General features: G+C 61.3%; 15 protein-coding genes. 3 read left to right on the forward strand and 12 right to left on the reverse strand.

The annotated features are described in order from the left end of the window. Positions 1-21: 21 nt before the first annotated feature. From FQ755_RS32265 to FQ755_RS32275, 3 genes are read right to left on the reverse strand one after another with little or no spacing between them, the layout of a single operon-like run. A complete protein-coding gene (locus tag FQ755_RS32265; protein WP_144160904.1) occupies positions 22-2,664 on the reverse strand; it encodes an ATP-binding protein in 2,643 nt (880 codons plus the stop codon). A 36-nt stretch (positions 2,665-2,700) separates the two neighbouring features. Then, positions 2,701-3,747, reverse strand: coding sequence for a nucleotidyl transferase AbiEii/AbiGii toxin family protein (locus FQ755_RS32270; protein ID WP_144160907.1), 1,047 nt, complete (start codon positions 3,745-3,747; stop codon positions 2,701-2,703). Continuing rightward, positions 3,740-4,336, reverse strand: a complete 597-nt coding sequence (locus tag FQ755_RS32275; protein ID WP_144160910.1) for a DUF6088 family protein — start codon at positions 4,334-4,336, stop codon at positions 3,740-3,742. The genes FQ755_RS32270 and FQ755_RS32275 overlap by 8 nt, the downstream gene beginning before the upstream one ends. Before the next feature lie 195 nt (positions 4,337-4,531). On the opposite strand from FQ755_RS32275, the gene FQ755_RS32280 reads away from it, so the two are divergent. Next, positions 4,532-4,915 (forward strand): helix-turn-helix transcriptional regulator, encoded by a 384-nt coding sequence (locus tag FQ755_RS32280; RefSeq protein WP_144160913.1) that lies wholly within the window; start codon positions 4,532-4,534, stop codon positions 4,913-4,915. On the opposite strand, the gene FQ755_RS32285 is transcribed toward FQ755_RS32280, so the two are convergent. From FQ755_RS32285 to guaB, 4 genes are all read right to left on the reverse strand, one after another. After that, positions 4,893-6,149, reverse strand: a complete 1,257-nt coding sequence (locus FQ755_RS32285; RefSeq protein WP_144160916.1) for a tyrosine-type recombinase/integrase — start codon at positions 6,147-6,149, stop codon at positions 4,893-4,895. The two genes, FQ755_RS32280 and FQ755_RS32285, sit on opposite strands and share 23 nt — an antisense overlap. A gap of 301 nt (positions 6,150-6,450) precedes the next feature. Then, entirely contained in the window at positions 6,451-8,034 is a 1,584-nt protein-coding gene (gene guaA, locus FQ755_RS32295; protein WP_144160922.1) for a glutamine-hydrolyzing GMP synthase, read from the reverse strand. Positions 8,035-8,250: 216 nt separating this feature from the next. Then, positions 8,251-8,967 carry a hypothetical protein gene (locus FQ755_RS32300; RefSeq protein WP_144160925.1) on the reverse strand — a complete coding sequence of 239 codons (717 nt, stop codon included), beginning with the start codon at positions 8,965-8,967 and terminating at the stop codon, positions 8,251-8,253. A gap of 6 nt (positions 8,968-8,973) precedes the next feature. Beyond that, on the reverse strand, positions 8,974-10,434 hold the full coding sequence (guaB, locus tag FQ755_RS32305) for an IMP dehydrogenase (protein WP_144160928.1): 1,461 nt from the start codon (positions 10,432-10,434) through the stop codon (positions 8,974-8,976). Positions 10,435-10,675: 241 nt separating this feature from the next. Here guaB and FQ755_RS32310 point away from each other — a divergent pair, with 241 nt between their 5' ends. Then, entirely contained in the window at positions 10,676-11,671 is a 996-nt protein-coding gene (locus FQ755_RS32310) for a DMT family transporter (protein ID WP_144160931.1), read from the forward strand. 66 nt (positions 11,672-11,737) lie between these two features. Here the strand turns inward: FQ755_RS32310 and FQ755_RS32315 are convergent, their stop codons facing one another. Both FQ755_RS32315 and FQ755_RS32320 read right to left on the reverse strand, forming a co-directional pair. Then, positions 11,738-12,070: an RnfH family protein gene (locus FQ755_RS32315; protein ID WP_144160934.1), complete on the reverse strand. Its 333-nt coding sequence runs from the start codon at positions 12,068-12,070 to the stop codon at positions 11,738-11,740. Then, entirely contained in the window at positions 12,067-12,504 is a 438-nt protein-coding gene (locus FQ755_RS32320) for a type II toxin-antitoxin system RatA family toxin (RefSeq protein ID WP_144160937.1), read from the reverse strand. The genes FQ755_RS32315 and FQ755_RS32320 overlap by 4 nt, the downstream gene beginning before the upstream one ends. Positions 12,505-12,604: 100 nt before the next feature. Here FQ755_RS32320 and smpB point away from each other — a divergent pair, with 100 nt between their 5' ends. Then, a complete protein-coding gene (gene smpB, locus FQ755_RS32325) occupies positions 12,605-13,051 on the forward strand; it encodes an SsrA-binding protein SmpB (RefSeq protein ID WP_074299595.1) in 447 nt (148 codons plus the stop codon). 64 nt (positions 13,052-13,115) lie between these two features. Here smpB and FQ755_RS32330 read toward each other — a convergent pair whose 3' ends face one another. From FQ755_RS32330 to ppsA, 3 genes are all read right to left on the reverse strand, one after another. Then, positions 13,116-14,048, reverse strand: a complete 933-nt coding sequence (locus tag FQ755_RS32330; protein WP_144160942.1) for an SPFH domain-containing protein — start codon at positions 14,046-14,048, stop codon at positions 13,116-13,118. A gap of 38 nt (positions 14,049-14,086) precedes the next feature. Then, positions 14,087-14,536, reverse strand: a complete 450-nt coding sequence (locus tag FQ755_RS32335; protein WP_144160945.1) for an NfeD family protein — start codon at positions 14,534-14,536, stop codon at positions 14,087-14,089. Positions 14,537-14,730: 194 nt separating this feature from the next. After that, complete coding sequence (gene ppsA / locus FQ755_RS32340; protein WP_144160948.1) at positions 14,731-17,148, reverse strand: phosphoenolpyruvate synthase; 2,418 nt, start codon at positions 17,146-17,148, stop codon at positions 14,731-14,733. Between the last annotated feature and the right edge of the window lie 131 nt (positions 17,149-17,279).

Genomic DNA, 17,279 nt, shown 5'->3' on the forward strand with positions numbered 1-17,279 from the left:
CTCTTTCATCATTTATATCGATCAACTGAAGACCGTCGCAGCCTTGGGCTTGGCCTTCTCCCATTCTTTGCGAGCCTTGCTGTAGCCCGACTTGATACCGTCAAACTGGGCCAGTTCGCTGGTCACCACGTCGAGTGTGAGCGGAACCTCGTGGAAGTCCGGCGAGTGCGAATGAGCATCGATATAGCGTGACAGCATCACCATGCGCGCATGGACTTGGGCCGCGATGCGCTCATCAAAATACACCTGGTCAAGCGTGAAGGTAATGTTCTCGCGCCATCGGCGCACGACATTGCCGAATAGTTTCTTCTGGATGAAATCCTCATAGGCGGTACGCAGGCTGCCACAAGCTTTTTCCAATCCATCGCGCTGCTTGTCGCCGTCGAGGAGCCGCGCCGCATCGAGGTATTTTTTTGCGCGGTCGTGCGCAGCGCCCTCGTAGTGCTCGTGAGGAAAGGCCAAAGTATCGATGACACCCGGCTCTTCAGCCTCACCTCGCCAGACCGTGCGTCCAGCGAAATCAACTCCCTTCCCCACCGCAGCCGTAGCCAAGTAGTTTGTGAACATGATGTCGTGAGTAAAAACGATCACCTGCCGCCGCGTGGCCTCGTCGGCCAGTCGCTGCGCGATTGCCTCCTTGCGCATGTGGTCCATCGAGGTCACCGGATCGTCGAACACGACACCCAGGCACGATCCATTGAGTTCAACTTCAGTGAGGAAGTCCGCCAGCGCGGCAGCGGTCTGCTCGCCTTCGCTCAACACCTGGGAAGGATCGATGCCGGTGACGATAGCGTTGGCAATCTCGATCTTGCGGTCTGTCGTTCCTGCGTCGCCGGCAAAGCGGAATTGCACTGGCAGTTTGAGCTGCAGGGCATCGCAGTTGGCGGTGAAGCGCGCGATGAACCCCTGTGCCACCAACTCTGTCGCCAGCGCCTTCTGTTTGCTTGTCACGCCGCGCTGCGTCGCGGCGAATGCGCCAAGACACACGTTTGCCTTACCTACCCACTGAAGATTCGCGACGGCCGCAGCAATGGCGTCGTATTGGCCAACCAGTCCCCTGCGGTCAAGCAACAATTGCTCTTCCAGCGACAGCGAATCGATCAGGACCTTTGGATCCTTCAGGCGCAGCGCATCATTGTCCTGCTCCAAACGTTCGACCAGAGCTGCGACGCGAGTGGAAATCGGGTCATGGCCCCAAACACTTAAGGCTGACCCGGACGTCACCATGACAATGTGGATCAAAGCTTCTATGGCGCCACGATAGCCCTCTACATGGTTGGTGATAGCCGATGTCAATTCAATGTCCAACTCTTCTAGCGTGCGGCGTGCGACGCTCCCCTCAGAAAAGAAGACAAGGCTCACCTCGCCCAGCGTCACGCCATAAGCAGCCAACGCCGCCTTTGCCTGGGTCAACTGCGCTTCGACATCGCTGCTGGCGACTTGATAGAACCGTGCGAGGCGAGCGGCGCTGTCCTCGTCCAGCACTTGATGGCAGAGCACACAACGGGAGCCATCCACCTTCGAAGGGAACGGCTCCCCCGGGTAGGCTTCCGTATTGAAGGTGATGGCCGCCGACAACAGCTCACGCCATGCAGCCGTGCCGATCGGTTGAACAGGCTCCTCGCCCAACTGCGCGGAGGATAAGGCCGCAGCCCTTTCGGACAGTGTCTGAACCTGCCCGACGGCTCTAGCAATGCCCTCCACCAACTCGGACGAAACGTCTGCGAACAGGGTTGTAAGGGATGCCTTCAGCGCATTCAGATCGACGATCCGCTGTTCGTTCTTCCGAATGATCTCTTTGGGGTCAGTAGTCCTGAGCGTTGCAAGCTGCTGTACAACTGCCTCAAGGCGGGAGGCTTCCGCCGCGCCGAATACCGCAAGGGCCTTCAGCCGAACAAGGTCCGTGCGCGCCGTCAGCGTCGCCAACAGAGTGGCAACCTCGGAGGTGCCGCCTTGAATCACGTACTTATCCGTGACCGGCGACCGCTGAGTGATGTCATCGCGAAGCTTGCGCTGCAGTTTGCCGAAGACATCCACCATGCGCGGGAAGACATCGAACAGGTAGGGCATCACCTGGAACGCATTGCGGTCATCCAGATGGACACGAACACAGGTCGAGTCAAAGACCGCGAAGTTGTCGCGTAACCGCTGGCAGGGCTCTTTGTAGACGAAAATCGTACTGGAGCCGTCGTCGAAAGTGAACGTAGCGTTCGGCTTAGGCTGCTTGTGCTTCGCAAGCTTCACGTCACCCAGGATGCCGGTCTGCTTGGAGCGGGTAAAACATGCAGCCTTAAGCACACGTGCGTAGCCCGACTTACCCGCGCCATTGGGGCCGTAGATTACTGTGAGCTTAGGCCCGAAGGTCAGCGTCTCGCCAGCGGCGAGTGCGTTGATGCCGGACAACCCGGTCATTGAGGTCATGACGCTGGCGATCGCCTGCGCACCACCCTGGAGTTGCGGTAAGACAATGTCCCACGTTGCACGTGGCGATTCCGACACCGCCAGCTCCTGATCAATCAGGTACTCGGTATACACCTCATCCAAAGCAGCATCAGGAAGCTCGACCGCACCGACTAATTTAGTCAATAGGCAGTGCTGCCAGTTCGGCAAGGTCTTGCCCCAAGCGGACAATGCATCGAAAATATTGAATGCCGCTTGAGACATAGAAACTCCTTCAGTTCAGGCTTGTCATGACGGGGCCTACACAGGTAAACCGGAAGAACTCTCTTCCGGAGATGATGGTGCATTTGCCTTTTGCTGGATAACCCGGCATCGCTGCAGCAAAGCCTCAAAAGGCTCAGCATCATCGAGAAACAAGCCGTCATCGACCATGTGTTGATAGTCGGAAGCCAGCGTGACCAGCGCACCGTCGTCAGGTACAAGTTGCAGGCCGCCAGAAACTGCCGCGTGGTAGTCGATCAGTTCGCCCTTCGGGGATTTCTCGGCGAAGAACATGCTCTTATGATCGGCAACTGCTGTACCGAGCGCCGCATCTGCGATAGCCGCATCCACGAAACCGGCCGCATCCAACCGAGCCACGTCATGCCAATGACGGGAGAAACGTTCACCCCCACGGAAAGTACCCTGGGCACAGAAGACATGGATCGCCGTGGCCTTCTCCCAAAAGGTGCGCTCAGCGCGCATCACTTGCGGCGTGGCCGTCGGGAATACAAGCATCGGCAGATATGCAGCCGCATCGCACTGGATAAGGCGTGGTTCGCTGGGCTCGCCGGTAGAGCGGGCACCAAATTCCAGCATGACGGCTGGGGCGACGTAGCCCGTACCTGCGGTCAACGGAACGTAGTCGATAAAAACCTTGTCATCTTCGGCGCGTACCGATGCGGGTAGAGACTGCTGCTCAAGATCCTGCTTGAGCCTCGGCACGATCTCGCTGGCAACCCATTCTGCCAAGCGTGCCCGGATCTCTTTGCTCCACTTCTTTTCTTGGCTCTTGCTGGCTGGCAGCGGCGCGTCAGCGTCTCCGACTAGATCGCCTGCGATCGCGCGGATATCGTAGGTCAGATCGACATCCTCCGAAAACCGGCGAATGACACCATAAGCCTTGGACAGCGATGTGCCCCCCTTGAAGACCAGATGACCGGCGTGGGGGCCATCGAACAAATGTCGCAACGACCAAACGACCCAGATGTCTTTTTCAAGTAGATGAGGCAGACGGCCGGAACTGCTAGCAGCCGCATTGAGCGCATCTAAGCGCTCAACAGTAGAGAGTTCGAAAAACTCAGCCATGCGCCAGCAAAGCGCTAACTTCTTGCGCCATCCAGGTCGGCAGGCGCGCACGCGCCGATGCGACTTCTTCGAGTTCGGACGGTTGCAGTTTGGACCGAAGCTTGCGCAATGCTTCGCCAGCCTTCTCAGGCCCCAGCCAAGCGAGCGCCCGCACTACTTCTCCAGCTGGACGGCCAGGAAAGATCAGTTGCCAGATTGGCGCGTGTCGGAATTCGACCGTTTGCGCACCGACCTTCAGACGCCGATTGCGCCCGGATGTCAGATAGATTGCCTTCATTGGCACTTGGGTGGTAAGGCCAAGCGCATTGGCCGCAGCCGCCCCATGGGGCACGATTGTTTCCCCACGCTGACCAGCCAGTCCCTCGACCAGCTTGTTGGTGGACGGCGCATGTGTCCCGAAACGGCTCTCCACGGGCAAAACGTAAATTCCTCGCCCAGCCCGCAACAAGGCACCGCGCTTCACTAGGCGAGAGAGCACTTGATCGACGGCAGCCCTGCCGCCCAAATGCAGAAGCTCTTTCGCAACCAAAGGAGTGCCTTCCGGCAACCCGGCTGCGTATTCCAGCACTTGTTTGGCAATGGTTTGCATGACGAAACGCTCCTATTTGGTAGAATTATGCAAAAACTTCTGACACTTGTCAAGCTGACTGACGGGCGACTTGGCAGCACCTTGCCCCAGCACGCTCTAGCGAGTTGTCTACAGGGCTGGTAATAGCCACCATTGCTCGACGTGACCAATTCCGAACGATGACTGATCAAGCATCGCCCCGTGAGGGAGCAAAAGATGGATAACCAAGATTCAGGCCAACTTGACCGCCTCAACGTTCGCAGCGCGTCGGCCGAACCGCCTCGCGGCGTCGACGGATACGAAGAACGCCACCAACTTGTCGTTGCGCACCCTCTCCCCTTCCGGCGCACCATCCGCCGACCCGAACTGCGCCAGTTGGTCCCGCTCGCTGATACGACGATCTACGACATGGAGCGCCGTGGCGAATTTCCGAGGCGCTTCAATCTGACGCCGCGCTGTGTGGTGTGGGATCTTGCGGAGGTAGAAGCTTGGCTGGCGGCGCGCCGCCAGGCCTCAAATGCAGACGCGCTGAAACGCGCCCCTTCACCAGACGTCCGCCAACGCAAGCGACGCCCCGTCAAACAAGCGCCCGCAGTGTAGGCACCGACAGCGACACCGGGAACTGCGTGGCCGTATAGGCACCGCCTTCAACCCAAGCATCAACCATATTCGCCCACTCCTGCAGCATGTGCCGGCGCTGCTCGGCATACTCGGCCTTGTTATAGATCGAACGCGATGAACGCCCGTCTTCGTGCGCGAGACACTTCTCGATCCAGTCGCGGTTAAAGCCGATTTCGTTCAACAGCGTCGAGCCAGTACGGCGTAGGTCGTGAACGGTGAAAGGCTCCAACGGCAGACCGGCGGCCTTGGCCCGTTCCGCCACAATCTGCGTCACCCGGTTCAAGGTCGCGTTCGACATGCAGCGGTCGGAGTCGTAGCGCGAGGGCAGCACGAACTTGGAGCCAGCGGCGCAGGTGTGGAGTGCCACGAAGATGTCGAGTGCCTGGCGCGAAAGGTAGACCACGTGGGGGTTGCGCCCTTTCATCCGCTGCTTTGGGATCGTCCAGGTCGCAGTCTCGAAATCGACCTCGTCCCAAGTAGCTTGGATCAGCTCGCTCTTGCGCACCAACGTCAGCAGAATCATGCGCAATGCGAGCCGGATGGTCGGATAGGTTGCCACCGATTCCATCTGCCGCGCCATCAGTCGAATCTCCAGAGGCGACAAGGCGCGATCCTTCGGCACGAAGGTCGCAATGGAGGCGGCACCCACACCTTCCGCCGGGTTGTCGATCTTCTCCCCGTGCAGGATGGCAAAGGTATAAACCTGCTTCACGATATCGCGGACGTGTACCGCTGTGGCAGGGGCACCGCGTGCCTTTACCTTGTTGCACAAGGCACGCAAGTCATCTGCGGTGATTTCGTTGAGTTGACGGTTCTCGAAGGCCGGCAAGATGTCTCGATCGACAATGCTCTTACGCATCGCCTTCGTGCTGTCGGCCATGCGCGCACCCGCGAGCCATTTCTCGGTCATTTCCCCGAAGGTCTTGGCGGCGGTCAGCCGGCGCTTCTCGCGTTGCTTTTCCAGCGCGGGGGACTTGCCCAGGGCGACCGCTTTCTTGGCGTCGATCAGCTTTTCGCGGGCGAGTGCCAGCGAAATGCCGGCGGCTCCGTAGCGGCCGATGGTCAGCGTTTCGCGGCGGCCATTGAGACGGTAATCGTAGCGGAAGGTGACGGTACCGACGGGCGATACCGTCACGTACATCCCATCTCGGTCAAAAGCCTTATAAATCTTGGACTTAGGCTTGAAATTGCGCAGTGCAGTGTCGGTAAGCATCGAGGTTTTCCTCCTGTTTGTGACGGCGTTTTACCGTCAGGGGTCAGGAGACCTGCTGATGCCGGGAAAGCCGCGTAGAACAAGCTTTCCCGAGGAGACATTTACCGTCAAAGACCGGTTTGGTCTGGATAGTAAACGGGAGGGTCTTAATCGAGCCTCCGGTTCCTACCGCCACTTCTACCGCCAACCTGTTCCGCTGGCCGGCGATAGCCACCGATAGCTGTCGTGACGTATTTCTTTCTAAATCAATACGTTACGTCTGTTTTTCGATAGCGGACGATAGTCCCCGAAAGACCTTAAATCACTCCCACTCAATCGTCGCCGGCGGCTTCCCCGAAATGTCATAAACCACCCGGTTAATCCCCCGCACTTCATTGATGATGCGGTTCGACACATGCCCAAGCAATTCATGCGGCAGGTGCGCCCAATGCGCGGTCATGAAGTCCTGAGTCTGCACCGCACGCAGCGCCACCACGTACTCATACGTGCGCCCGTCGCCCATCACGCCCACGCTCTTCACTGGCAGAAACACCGCGAACGCCTGGCTCGTCAGGTCGTACCAGGACTTGCCGGTTTCCTTGTCGATCGTCGTGCGCAGCGTCTCAATGAAAATCGCGTCCGCGCGGCGCAGCAGATCCGCAAACTCGCGCTTCACTTCGCCAAGAATTCGCACGCCCAGACCGGGGCCCGGGAACGGATGGCGATACACCATCGCCGGCGGCAAGCCGAGCTTCACGCCCAGTTCGCGGACTTCGTCCTTGAACAGTTCGCGCAGCGGTTCAAGCAGCTTCAGATTGAGCGTCTCCGGCAGCCCGCCCACGTTGTGGTGGCTCTTGATGGTCTGCGTGGCCTTCTTGCCCTTGCCCGCCGATTCGATCACGTCCGGATAAATCGTGCCTTGCGCCAGCCACTTCGCGTCCGTCAGCTTGCCGGCTTCGGTCTGGAATACTTCGACGAATTCCGCGCCGATGATCTTGCGCTTCGCTTCCGGATCCGTCACGCCGGCCAGTTTCGAGAGGAACACTTCGCTGGCGTCGACATGAATCACCTTCACGCCGAGGTGGTCTGCAAACGTCGCCATCACCTGCTCGGCTTCGTTCAGACGCAGCAGGCCGTGGTCAACGAAGACGCAGGTCAGCTGGTCGCCAATCGCACGATGCAACAGCGCCGCCGCCACCGACGAATCCACGCCGCCCGACAGACCCAGGATGACATGCTCGCTGCCCACCTGCTCGCGGATCTTCGCGACGGCTTCATCGACGTAATGGCCCATCTCCCAGTCAGGCCGCGCGCCGCAAATCTTCAGCACGAAGCGCTCGAGCATGGCGCGCCCTTGCACCGTGTGGGTGACTTCCGGGTGCCATTGCAGGCCGTAGAAATGGCGCGCTTCATCGGCCATGGCCGCAACCGGACACGACTCCGTGGATGCCATCAACTGAAAGCCCGCCGGCATTTCCAGCACCTTGTCGCCGTGGCTCATCCACACCTTCAGCATGCCGTGACCTTCCGGCGTGGTGAAGTCGCTGATGCCTTCGAGCAGGCTCGTATGGTTGCGCGCGCGCACTTCGGCGTAACCGAATTCGCGCACGTGACCGTTTTCGACCTTGCCGCCCAGTTGCTCGGCCATCGCCTGCATGCCGTAGCAGATGCCCAGCACCGGCACGCCGAGTTCGAACACTGCTTGCGGCACGCGCGGCGTATCGGTTTCCGTGACCGAGCTCGGGCCGCCGGAGAGGATCACGCCCTTCGGCGCAAAGTCGCGAATGAACGACGCGTCGACGTCGTAGGGATGGATTTCCGAGTACACGTTCGCCTCGCGGACGCGACGTGCAATCAGTTGGGTGACTTGCGAACCGAAGTCGAGGATCAGGATCTTGTCATGCATGGCAGCGGACGGCATTAAAAGTGAACGGATAAGGAAAGCCGCGCACGAGGCGCGGCGTTGAATTCAAAACGGCCCTGGCCACGAGGCCATGTATCGGAACGACGCCGGGATCCGACATCGCGCGGGCATACCGTCACACGCGCGTGAAGATCGCGCGCAGACGCAATCCGGAGGCTTCGGCAGTTGGCGGCCTGGCGGGACTCCCGCGTCAGCCGTTCAGCCATGAAACGGCGGCCGAGGCGCGCCGGGCGCATCCGCCGCCGAGCTACGCGCTTCGGCGTCGCTCGCCGAGAGGGTTCCCGGCCGGTGGGCCGCGGCGAAGTCCGGCTCGACCGGATGACCGGTGGCCGGACTAATGGGACTGGCTGGGCGCACGACCGGCGGCACGGCGGGATCAACCACGGCAGGCCTCACCACCGCCGGCTCTACCACCGGCTCGGCGCGGTAACCCACCGCATCGCGCCCTCGCGCCGCGTCTTTCGCCGCTTGCCTTTCGGCGCGCTCGGCGGCAGCGAGTTCGGCCAGACGCAGGCGTTCGCGACGCCGCACGGCGCCCGACAGCCGCACCCCACCCAGCCCGATCACGACCAGCACCACGCCCGCCAATACCGCCACGAGCTGACCGAAGCCGGTCAGCTCCGGCCGATGCATACCGATCAGCCAGACCAGCATCAGCAGGCCCGTCAGCCAGTTCACATGCCCGATGACCTTGGCGACCGTCGAGGTCAGCGCGCCGTCGATCGAGGCGTGAAAAGCCAGCCACGCGAGGCCGATCAGCGCGATGCCGAGCCCCTGGCCCACCAGCGTGGGCTGCGTCTGCACCAGTTGCAGCGCGTTGTACAGCGAGGTCCAGGGCGTCAGCAGGAACAGCAGGCCGAACGCCAGCAACAGCAACGCATCGATAATGAGTACAGCGCGCAGCAATGGCTTCATGGGCGATTAGTCCACGTGGTAGTTAGGCGCTTCCTTGGTGATCTGCACGTCATGCACGTGTGACTCGCGCAGCCCTGCGCCGGTGATCTGCACGAACTCAGCCTTGTCGTTCATCTCGGCGATGGTGCGGCAACCGCAGTAGCCCATGCTGGCGCGCACGCCGCCGATCAGCTGGAACAGGATGGCCGTGACCGAACCCTTGTAGGCGACGCGGCCTTCGATGCCTTCCGGCACCAGCTTGTCGATATTCGCGGAGTTGTCCTGGAAGTAGCGGTCTGCCGCGCCGTCCTTCATCGCGCCGACCGAACCCATGCCGCGGTACGACTTGTACTGGCGGCCCTGGTACAGGAACACGTCGCCCGGCGCTTCTTCGGTGCCGGCGAACATGCTGCCCATCATCACGGCGCTCGCACCGGCGGCCAGCGCCTTGCTGACGTCGCCCGAGAACCGCACGCCACCGTCGCCGACGACCGGCACGCCCGTACCCTTCAGTGCTTCCGACACATTGGCGATGGCCGTAACCTGCGGCACGCCGACACCTGCGACGATCCGCGTGGTGCAGATCGAGCCCGGGCCGATACCGACCTTCACGCCGTCCGCGCCGTATTCGACCAGCGCCTTGGCGGCCGCCGCCGTAGCAATGTTGCCGCCGATCACTTCCACCTGCGGGAAGTTCTTCTTGACCCAGCGCACGCGCTCGAGCACGCCCTTGCTGTGGCCGTGCGCGGTATCCACGACGATCACGTCGACGCCCGCCTGCACCAGCAATTCCACGCGCTCTTCGTTGTCCTCGCCCACCCCGACCGCCGCGCCCGCGCGCAGCTTGCCGTGTTCGTCCTTACAGGCGTCCGGGTGTTCGGTCTGCTTGGTGATGTCTTTTACCGTCATCAGGCCGCGCAGTTCGAACGCGTCGTTGATGACCAGCACGCGTTCCAGACGGTGGCTGTGCATCAGCGCCTTGGCCTGCGCCAGCGGTGTGCCTTCCTTGACGGTGACGAGACGCTCGCGCGGCGTCATGATGTTGCGCACCGGTTCGTCCAGACGCTCTTCGAAACGCAGGTCACGGTTGGTGACGATGCCGATCAGTTGTGCACCCTCCACCACCGGGAAACCCGAAATGCCATGCTGCTGCGACAGCGCAATCACGTCGCGCACCTTCATTTGCGGCGGCACGGTGATCGGATCGCGCACCACGCCCGACTCGAAACGCTTCACCTTGGCCACTTCACGCGCCTGCTCGGCCGGCGTGAGGTTCTTGTGGATGATGCCGACGCCCCCCATCTGCGCCATCGCAATGGCGAGTCGCGCTTCGGTGACCGTATCCATGGCGGCGGACACGAGCGGCATGTTCAGGGAAATGTTGCGGGTCAGCCTGGTCTTGAGGCTGGTGTCGCGCGGCAGAACGTCGGAGAAAGCCGGGACGAGGAGCACGTCATCGAACGTGAGTGCTGTTTGGATCAGACGCATGGCAAATCCTATAGGCGCAAAAGCGAATTATACGCGATACCTCCCCGGTTTTCACTGCACGAACAGCAGGTTAGCGAATTTCCGGTGATTTTCCAGGGTCTTTCGCAGGCGGAATTTCGCTTCGCCGTTCGGGTCGGGTTCGAACCGGTTTCGTTTCGCCAGACCAGTGCAGGATCGAACAAGACACCTCCCGTCTGCACGGGTAATCTGCACATCTGTTCAGTTTTTGCCGGAGTAGTCGATGCAGCGAGGGGTGGCGTATGGCGTGATGGCCGGGGCATTGTGGGGCATCGTGTTTCTGGTGCCGCGGCTGCTGGCCGATTTCTCCCCTCTGCTGCTAAGCGCGGGCCGCTACATGATGTACGGCCTCGTCTCGCTGCTGGCCGCCCTGCCGATGGCGCGCTCGCTTGCGAGACGGCTCACGCGTGAAGATCTGACGGCGCTCGTCAAGCTGGCGCTGGCGGGTAACCTGCTCTACTACATCCTGCTCGCCAGCGCCGTCCATCTGGTCGGGGTGGCGCCCACCTCGCTGATCGTCGGCGTGCTGCCCGTCACGGTCACGCTGCTCGGCCGGCGCGACCATGGCGCCGTGCCGCTCGCCCGCCTCGCCTGGCCGCTCGCCCTGGTGCTGGCAGGCATCGTCTGCATCAATGTGGATGTGTTCACGGTGGCCGGGCACGCCTCGGATGCCTCTGGCGCTTCAACCGGCATCGCCGTGAAACTCGCTGGGCTCGCCTGCGCGGTGGGCGCGCTGGTCTCCTGGACGTGGTTTGCCGTCGAAAACGCCCGTTATCTGCAACGCCAGACGCACTACAGCGGCAACGAATGGTCCGTGCTGTGGGGCGTGGTGACCGGCGCGCTCGGCGCGATCCTGTGGCTCGTAATCGCCCTGCTGCCCGCCGGCCCCTTGCAGACGTCGCCCACCGGCGCGCGCTGGCACAGCTTCTGGCTGCTCAATCTGGGATTGGCGATCGGCGCGTCGTGGCTCGGCAATGGTCTGTGGAATGCCGCGTCGAAGCGTCTGCCGTTGACCCTCTCGGGTCAGATGATTGTGTTTGAAACGCTGTTCGCCCTGCTTTACGCGTTTATTTACGACCAGCGGCTACCGCGGCCGCTCGAAATGGCCGCGATCGCCCTGCTGGTGGCGGGCGTGAGCTGGTCGGTGCGGCAACATGGGGATGACGACGGCGCGGACACCGTCTCGATTGAGGAGAAGGCGCAGGTGTCGGCGCATTGAGCGGCGAACGGGCGCGACGCGCTCCGGGTCAGGACAGGCACGAGGCGCGAGGCACGACACCGCGCCTTACCGCGAATCCCGGTTAGTCCACTTCCGCCCTTCGATCGAGCCGGCCTTGCGGGTTTTTTCGACACGCCGCTGGCGCGCCGCCTTCGGATCGACAATCAGCGGGCGGTAGATTTCCACCCGGTCATGGTCGGTCAGCACCGTATCGAGCGGCTTGAGCTTGCCGAACACGCCCACCTTCTGCCTGTCCAGGTCGATCTGCGGATAGCGCTTCAGAATGCCGCTGGCGTCCAGCGCCTGCCGCAGCGTGGCGCCCTGAGGCAGTTCGACGGGGATTAGCACCTGCTCATCGGGCAGCGCGTAGCAGACTTCGATCGACAGCAACGCGCTCATGCCTTACCGTAGCGCTGGTCGGCGCGCTTCACGAACGATTCGACGAAGGTGTTGGCAATATGGCTGAACACCGGCCCGATGATCTTCTCGAGGATGATGTTGGTGAATTCGTAGTGCAGCGCGAATTCGATCTTGCAAGCGTCCTCGCGCAACGCCGTAAAGCGCCAGAAGCCGGTGAACTTGCGAAACGGACCGTCCGCGAACTCCATGTCGATGCGCTCGGGGCGCTTCATGCTGTTGCGGGTGGCGAAGTGCTGTTTGATACCCTTGAAGTTGATGTCGATCTTCGCCTCCATGCCGTTCTCGTCCTGGCGACGGATCTCGACCCCGCCACACCAGGGAAGGAAGTTGGGGTAATCGGCGACGTCGGTTACGAGGTCGAACATCTGTTCCGCCGAATGGCGAATCAACACGGTTTTCTGGACATCTGCCATAAATTGGACAGCACGTGGCAAGGGTGGACAAGCGCCGCGGGCTTTCCTTGCCCCGCTTTGCTAAAATCGTGATTTTAAACGAGTTGGGCACTTTCCATTCATGAGCATCATAGACAACAGAAAAGCCTTCTACGACTACTCGGTCGAAGAACGCTACGAAGCAGGGCTCGTGCTCGAAGGATGGGAGGTCAAGGCGTTGCGCGCCGGCCGCGGGCAGATCAAGGAAGGCTACGTCGTTATCAAGAATAACGAACTGTTTCTGATCGGCACGCACATCAGCCCGTTACCCGAGGCATCCACCCACATCACGCCCGACCCGGTGCGTACCCGCAAGCTGCTCCTGCATAGCGAGGAAATCAGCAAGCTGATCGGCAAGGTCGAGCAACGTGGTTATACGCTCGTGCCGCTAAACTTTCATTACAAGGGCGGCCGCGTCAAATGCGAGATCGGTCTGGCGAAGGGCAAAAAGCAGCACGACAAGCGCGAGACCGAGAAGAAACGCGACTGGGAACGTGAAAAGGCGCGCCTGATGCGCAACCCGGCCTGAGGCCGGGCGCGGCCGCCGCCATCCGCGCCCGTATCGCTCCGTCAGGGCGAGTCCCCTGAGCCTTCTACCGCAGGTCAGTCGTCCCCTTCCCCTTGTTCACGATGGTCAGCGCCGAGGCGATCATCGAACTCATATTCGACAGATCGCCGGGAACGATCAGCGTCGTGCCCTGCTTCGCCACGTTGGCGAAGGCGTTCACGTACTGTTCGGCCACCTTCAGGTTCACCGCTTCCATGCCGCCGGTGGTCTGAATGGCCGCGGCGATCTTCTGGATCGCCTGCGAATTGGCTTCGGCCACCGCCAGAATGGCCGCGGCCTGGCCCTGCGCCTGATTGATCGCCGCCTGGCGCTCGCCCTCGGACTTCTGGATCGAAGCCTCACGCCCGCCCGAGGCAATATTGATCTGCTCCTGCTTGCGCCCTTCCGAGGCCGCGATCAGCGCCCGCTTCTCGCGCTCGGCGGTGATCTGCGCCTGCATGGCGTGGAGAATTTCCTTCGGCGGCGTCAGATCCTTGATCTCGTAGCGCAGTACCTTCACGCCCCAGTTCGACGCCGCTTCATCGAGCGACGACACGATGCTGTGATTGATGAAGTCGCGCTCCTCGAAGGTCTTGTCGAGTTCGAGCTTGCCGATTACCGAACGCAGCGTGGTCTGCGACAACTGCGTAATCGCAAACACGAAGTTGCTCGATCCATACGACGCCTTCATCGGATCGGTGACCTGGAAATACAGCACGCCATCCACCTGCAACTGGGTGTTGTCGCGCGTGATGCAAACCTGGCTCGGCACTTCGAGTGGAATTTCCTTGAGCACGTGTTTATACGCGATGCGGTCCACGAACGGCACCACGATGCTCAGGCCCGGCGTGAGCGTGGCGTGATAGCGGCCGAGCCGCTCGAGCACCCACGCATGCTGCTGAGGCACGATCTTGATGGTCTTGGCCGCGATCATGAATACGATAACCAGCAGCACTACCGCGACAATAGTCGAATCCATACTTGTTCCCATCTGTGGTTTGACTCCGGTTTGAATCGTTATGGTGCCGGGTGCGAATGCTTGCCCGCCACCACGATCAGGCGGCTGCCGTCGAGTGCGCTGATCTCGTAGACGCGCGCATCTTCCGGCTCACCGGGCGCCAGTTCGACGTCCCACGCCGCGCCGCGATAGTTCACGCGCGCACGCCGATCGCGCCATGCGCTCACGGCGAGCGTCTGACCGATATCGAGATTCACGTCGGGATTGCTTGCCGCCGCTTTGCGGGTCGTTCGGCGGCCGAAGCGCGAACGGCGCAACAGCAGCACTGCGGCCAACGCGACGAGCGCCGCTAGCGCAAACTGCACGTCGGGATTGGTGCCGGCAATACGCGCGATACCGCCGGCCACGAAACCCAGCGCGATCATCAACAGATAGAAGGTGCCGCTCATCAGTTCCAGCACGATAAGCACGCCCGCCCCGATCCACCAGAACAATCCACCTGGCGCCACGTCGACCTCCACTGCGTTACAAGGAACCGGAGCAGGAGCTTTGCATGGGGTCCGAGTAGGCACTACGCACGAACTCTGGCTGACAAAGCAAAACACCCCGGATCTACCGGGGTGTTTATAGCACGAAGCAGACGCACTTTACCGGGCGATGCGGTCCGCTTTGACGAACCGCACGCAACGGCTATGCGCGTTGCTTACTTTGCAGCTTGCTTCGTTGACGACTTGGCCAGCGCCTGCCACGTTTCGATGATCGTGTCCGGGTTCAGCGAGATCGACGCAATGCCCTCGTCCGTCAGCCATTGCGCGAAATCCGGATGATCCGACGGGCCCTGGCCGCAGATGCCGACATACTTGTTCAGCCGCAGACAGGTTTCAATCGCGCGCTTCAGCATGAACTTGACCGCCGGATCGCGCTCGTCGAAATCCACCGCGAGCAGTTCCATGCCGGAGTCGCGGTCGAGGCCGAGCGTCAACTGCGTCAGGTCGTTCGATCCGATCGAGAAGCCGTCGAAGAACTGCAGGAATTCTTCGGCGAGGATCGCGTTCGACGGCACTTCGCACATCATGATCAGGCGCAGGCCCTTCTCGCCGCGCTTCAGGCCGAACTTCTCGAGCAGCCCAACCACGCGCTCGGCCTGCTTGAGCGTGCGCACGAACGGCACCATGATCTCGACGTTGTCGAGGCCCATTTCTTCGCGCACCTTCTTCAGCGCGATACATTCCATCTGGAACGCTTCGGCGAAATCTTCTGCGATGTAACGCGAGGCGCCGCGGAAACCCAGCATCGGGTTTTCTTCGTCCGGCTCATAGCGCGAACCGCCGATCAGCTTCTTGTACTCGTTCGACTTGAAGTCCGACAGACGCACGATGACGGGCTTCGGATAAAACGCCGCCGCAATCGTCGCGATGCCTTCGGTCAGCTTGTCGACATAGAACGCGCGCGGCGAGGCATGGCCGCGTGCGACGCTTTCGACCGCCTTCTTCAGATCCTGATCGACGTTCGGGTACTCGAGAATCGCCTTCGGGTGCACGCCGATGTTGTTGTTGATGATGAATTCGAGCCGCGCCAAACCTACGCCAGCATTCGGCAGTTGCGAGAAGTCGAACGCGAGTTGCGGGTTGCCGACGTTCATCATGATCTTCACCGGAATCGGCGGCAGTTCGCCGCGCTGGACTTCAGTGATCTCGGTTTCGAGCAGACCGTCGTAGATCTTGCCTTCATCGCCTTCCGCGCACGAAACCGTCACGAGCGCGCCGTCCTTCAGCAGGTCGGTCGCGTCGCCGCAGCCCACCACCGCCGGCACGCCCAGCTCACGCGCGATGATGGCCGCGTGGCAGGTACGGCCGCCGCGGTTGGTCACGATAGCCGAGGCGCGCTTCATCACCGGCTCCCAGTTCGGGTCGGTCATATCGGCGACCAGCACGTCGCCCGGCTGCACGCGGTCCATTTCCGACGGATCCTGGATGACACGCACCGGACCCGCGCCGATCTTCTGGCCGATGGCGCGACCCGTGACGATCACCTGCGACTGGCCCTTCAGCTTGAAGCGCTGCTCGGCCTTGCCGCTTGCCTGGCTCTTCACGGTTTCCGGGCGCGCCTGCAGGATGAAGATCTTGCCGTCGCGGCCGTCCTTGCCCCACTCGATGTCCATCGGACGCTGGTAGTGCTTCTCGATGATCACGGCGTACTTTGCCAGTTCGATCACGTCGTTGTCGGTGATCGAAAAGCGGTTGCGCTGCTCGTGCGGCACGTCGACGGTCTTCACGCGGCCGGCCTCGCCCGCCTTGGTGAACTCCATCTTGATGAGCTTCGAGCCGATCGAGCGGCGGATGATCGGATACTTGCCTTGCGCGAGGGTGGTCTTGAAGACGTAGAACTCGTCCGGATTCACGGCGCCCTGCACGACGGTTTCACCGAGGCCATAGCTCGAGGTGATGAACACCGCGTCCTTGAAGCCGGACTCCGTGTCGAGTGTGAACATCACGCCGGCCGCGCCGACGTCCGAGCGCACCATGCGCTGCACGCCCGCCGAAAGCGCGACTTCGGCGTGGGTAAAGCCCTTGTGGACGCGATAGGAAATGGCGCGGTCGTTGTACAGCGAGGCGAACACGTGCTTCATGCGATCGAGCACCTCGTCGATGCCGACCACGTTCAGGTAGCTTTCCTGCTGGCCCGCGAACGACGCATCCGGCAAATCTTCCGCCGTGGCGGACGAACGGACGGCGAACGAAAGCTCTTCAGGCGAGCTGTTCTGAAGCGTCTCGAAACCGGCGCGAATGTCAGCTTCGAGCTTCGGCTGCAGCGGTGCGTCGACAATCCATTGACGGATTTCCTTGCCCGCTTCGGCGAGCGCCTTCACGTCGTCGACGTCGAGCGTCTCGAGACGTTTGGCGATACGTTCGGTGAGATTGTTGTGATGGAGAAAGTCGCGAAATGCCAGTGCCGTGGTGGCGAAGCCGGTCGGAACGCGAACGCCTGCCTGGGCGAGTTGACTGATCATCTCGCCCAGGGACGCGTTCTTGCCGCCCACAATCTCCACATCGGTCATCCGCAACTGCTCGAACGGAACTACATACGCCTGATCCTTTGCGACGTTAACTGCGTTAGTCATACAAGCCCCTAAGTGTGGAAAAAATACACGACTGTGCAAGTGGGCTTGGACGCGAGCGGTCATAAGAACCGTTTGATCAAACGAACTCGCGTCTTGCACAACCTGTTAGATAAGCAATCGCTTAACACCAC

It is taken from the genome of Paraburkholderia sp. BCC1885, assembly GCF_900996235.1.
Classification (GTDB): Bacteria; Pseudomonadota; Gammaproteobacteria; order Burkholderiales; family Burkholderiaceae; genus Paraburkholderia.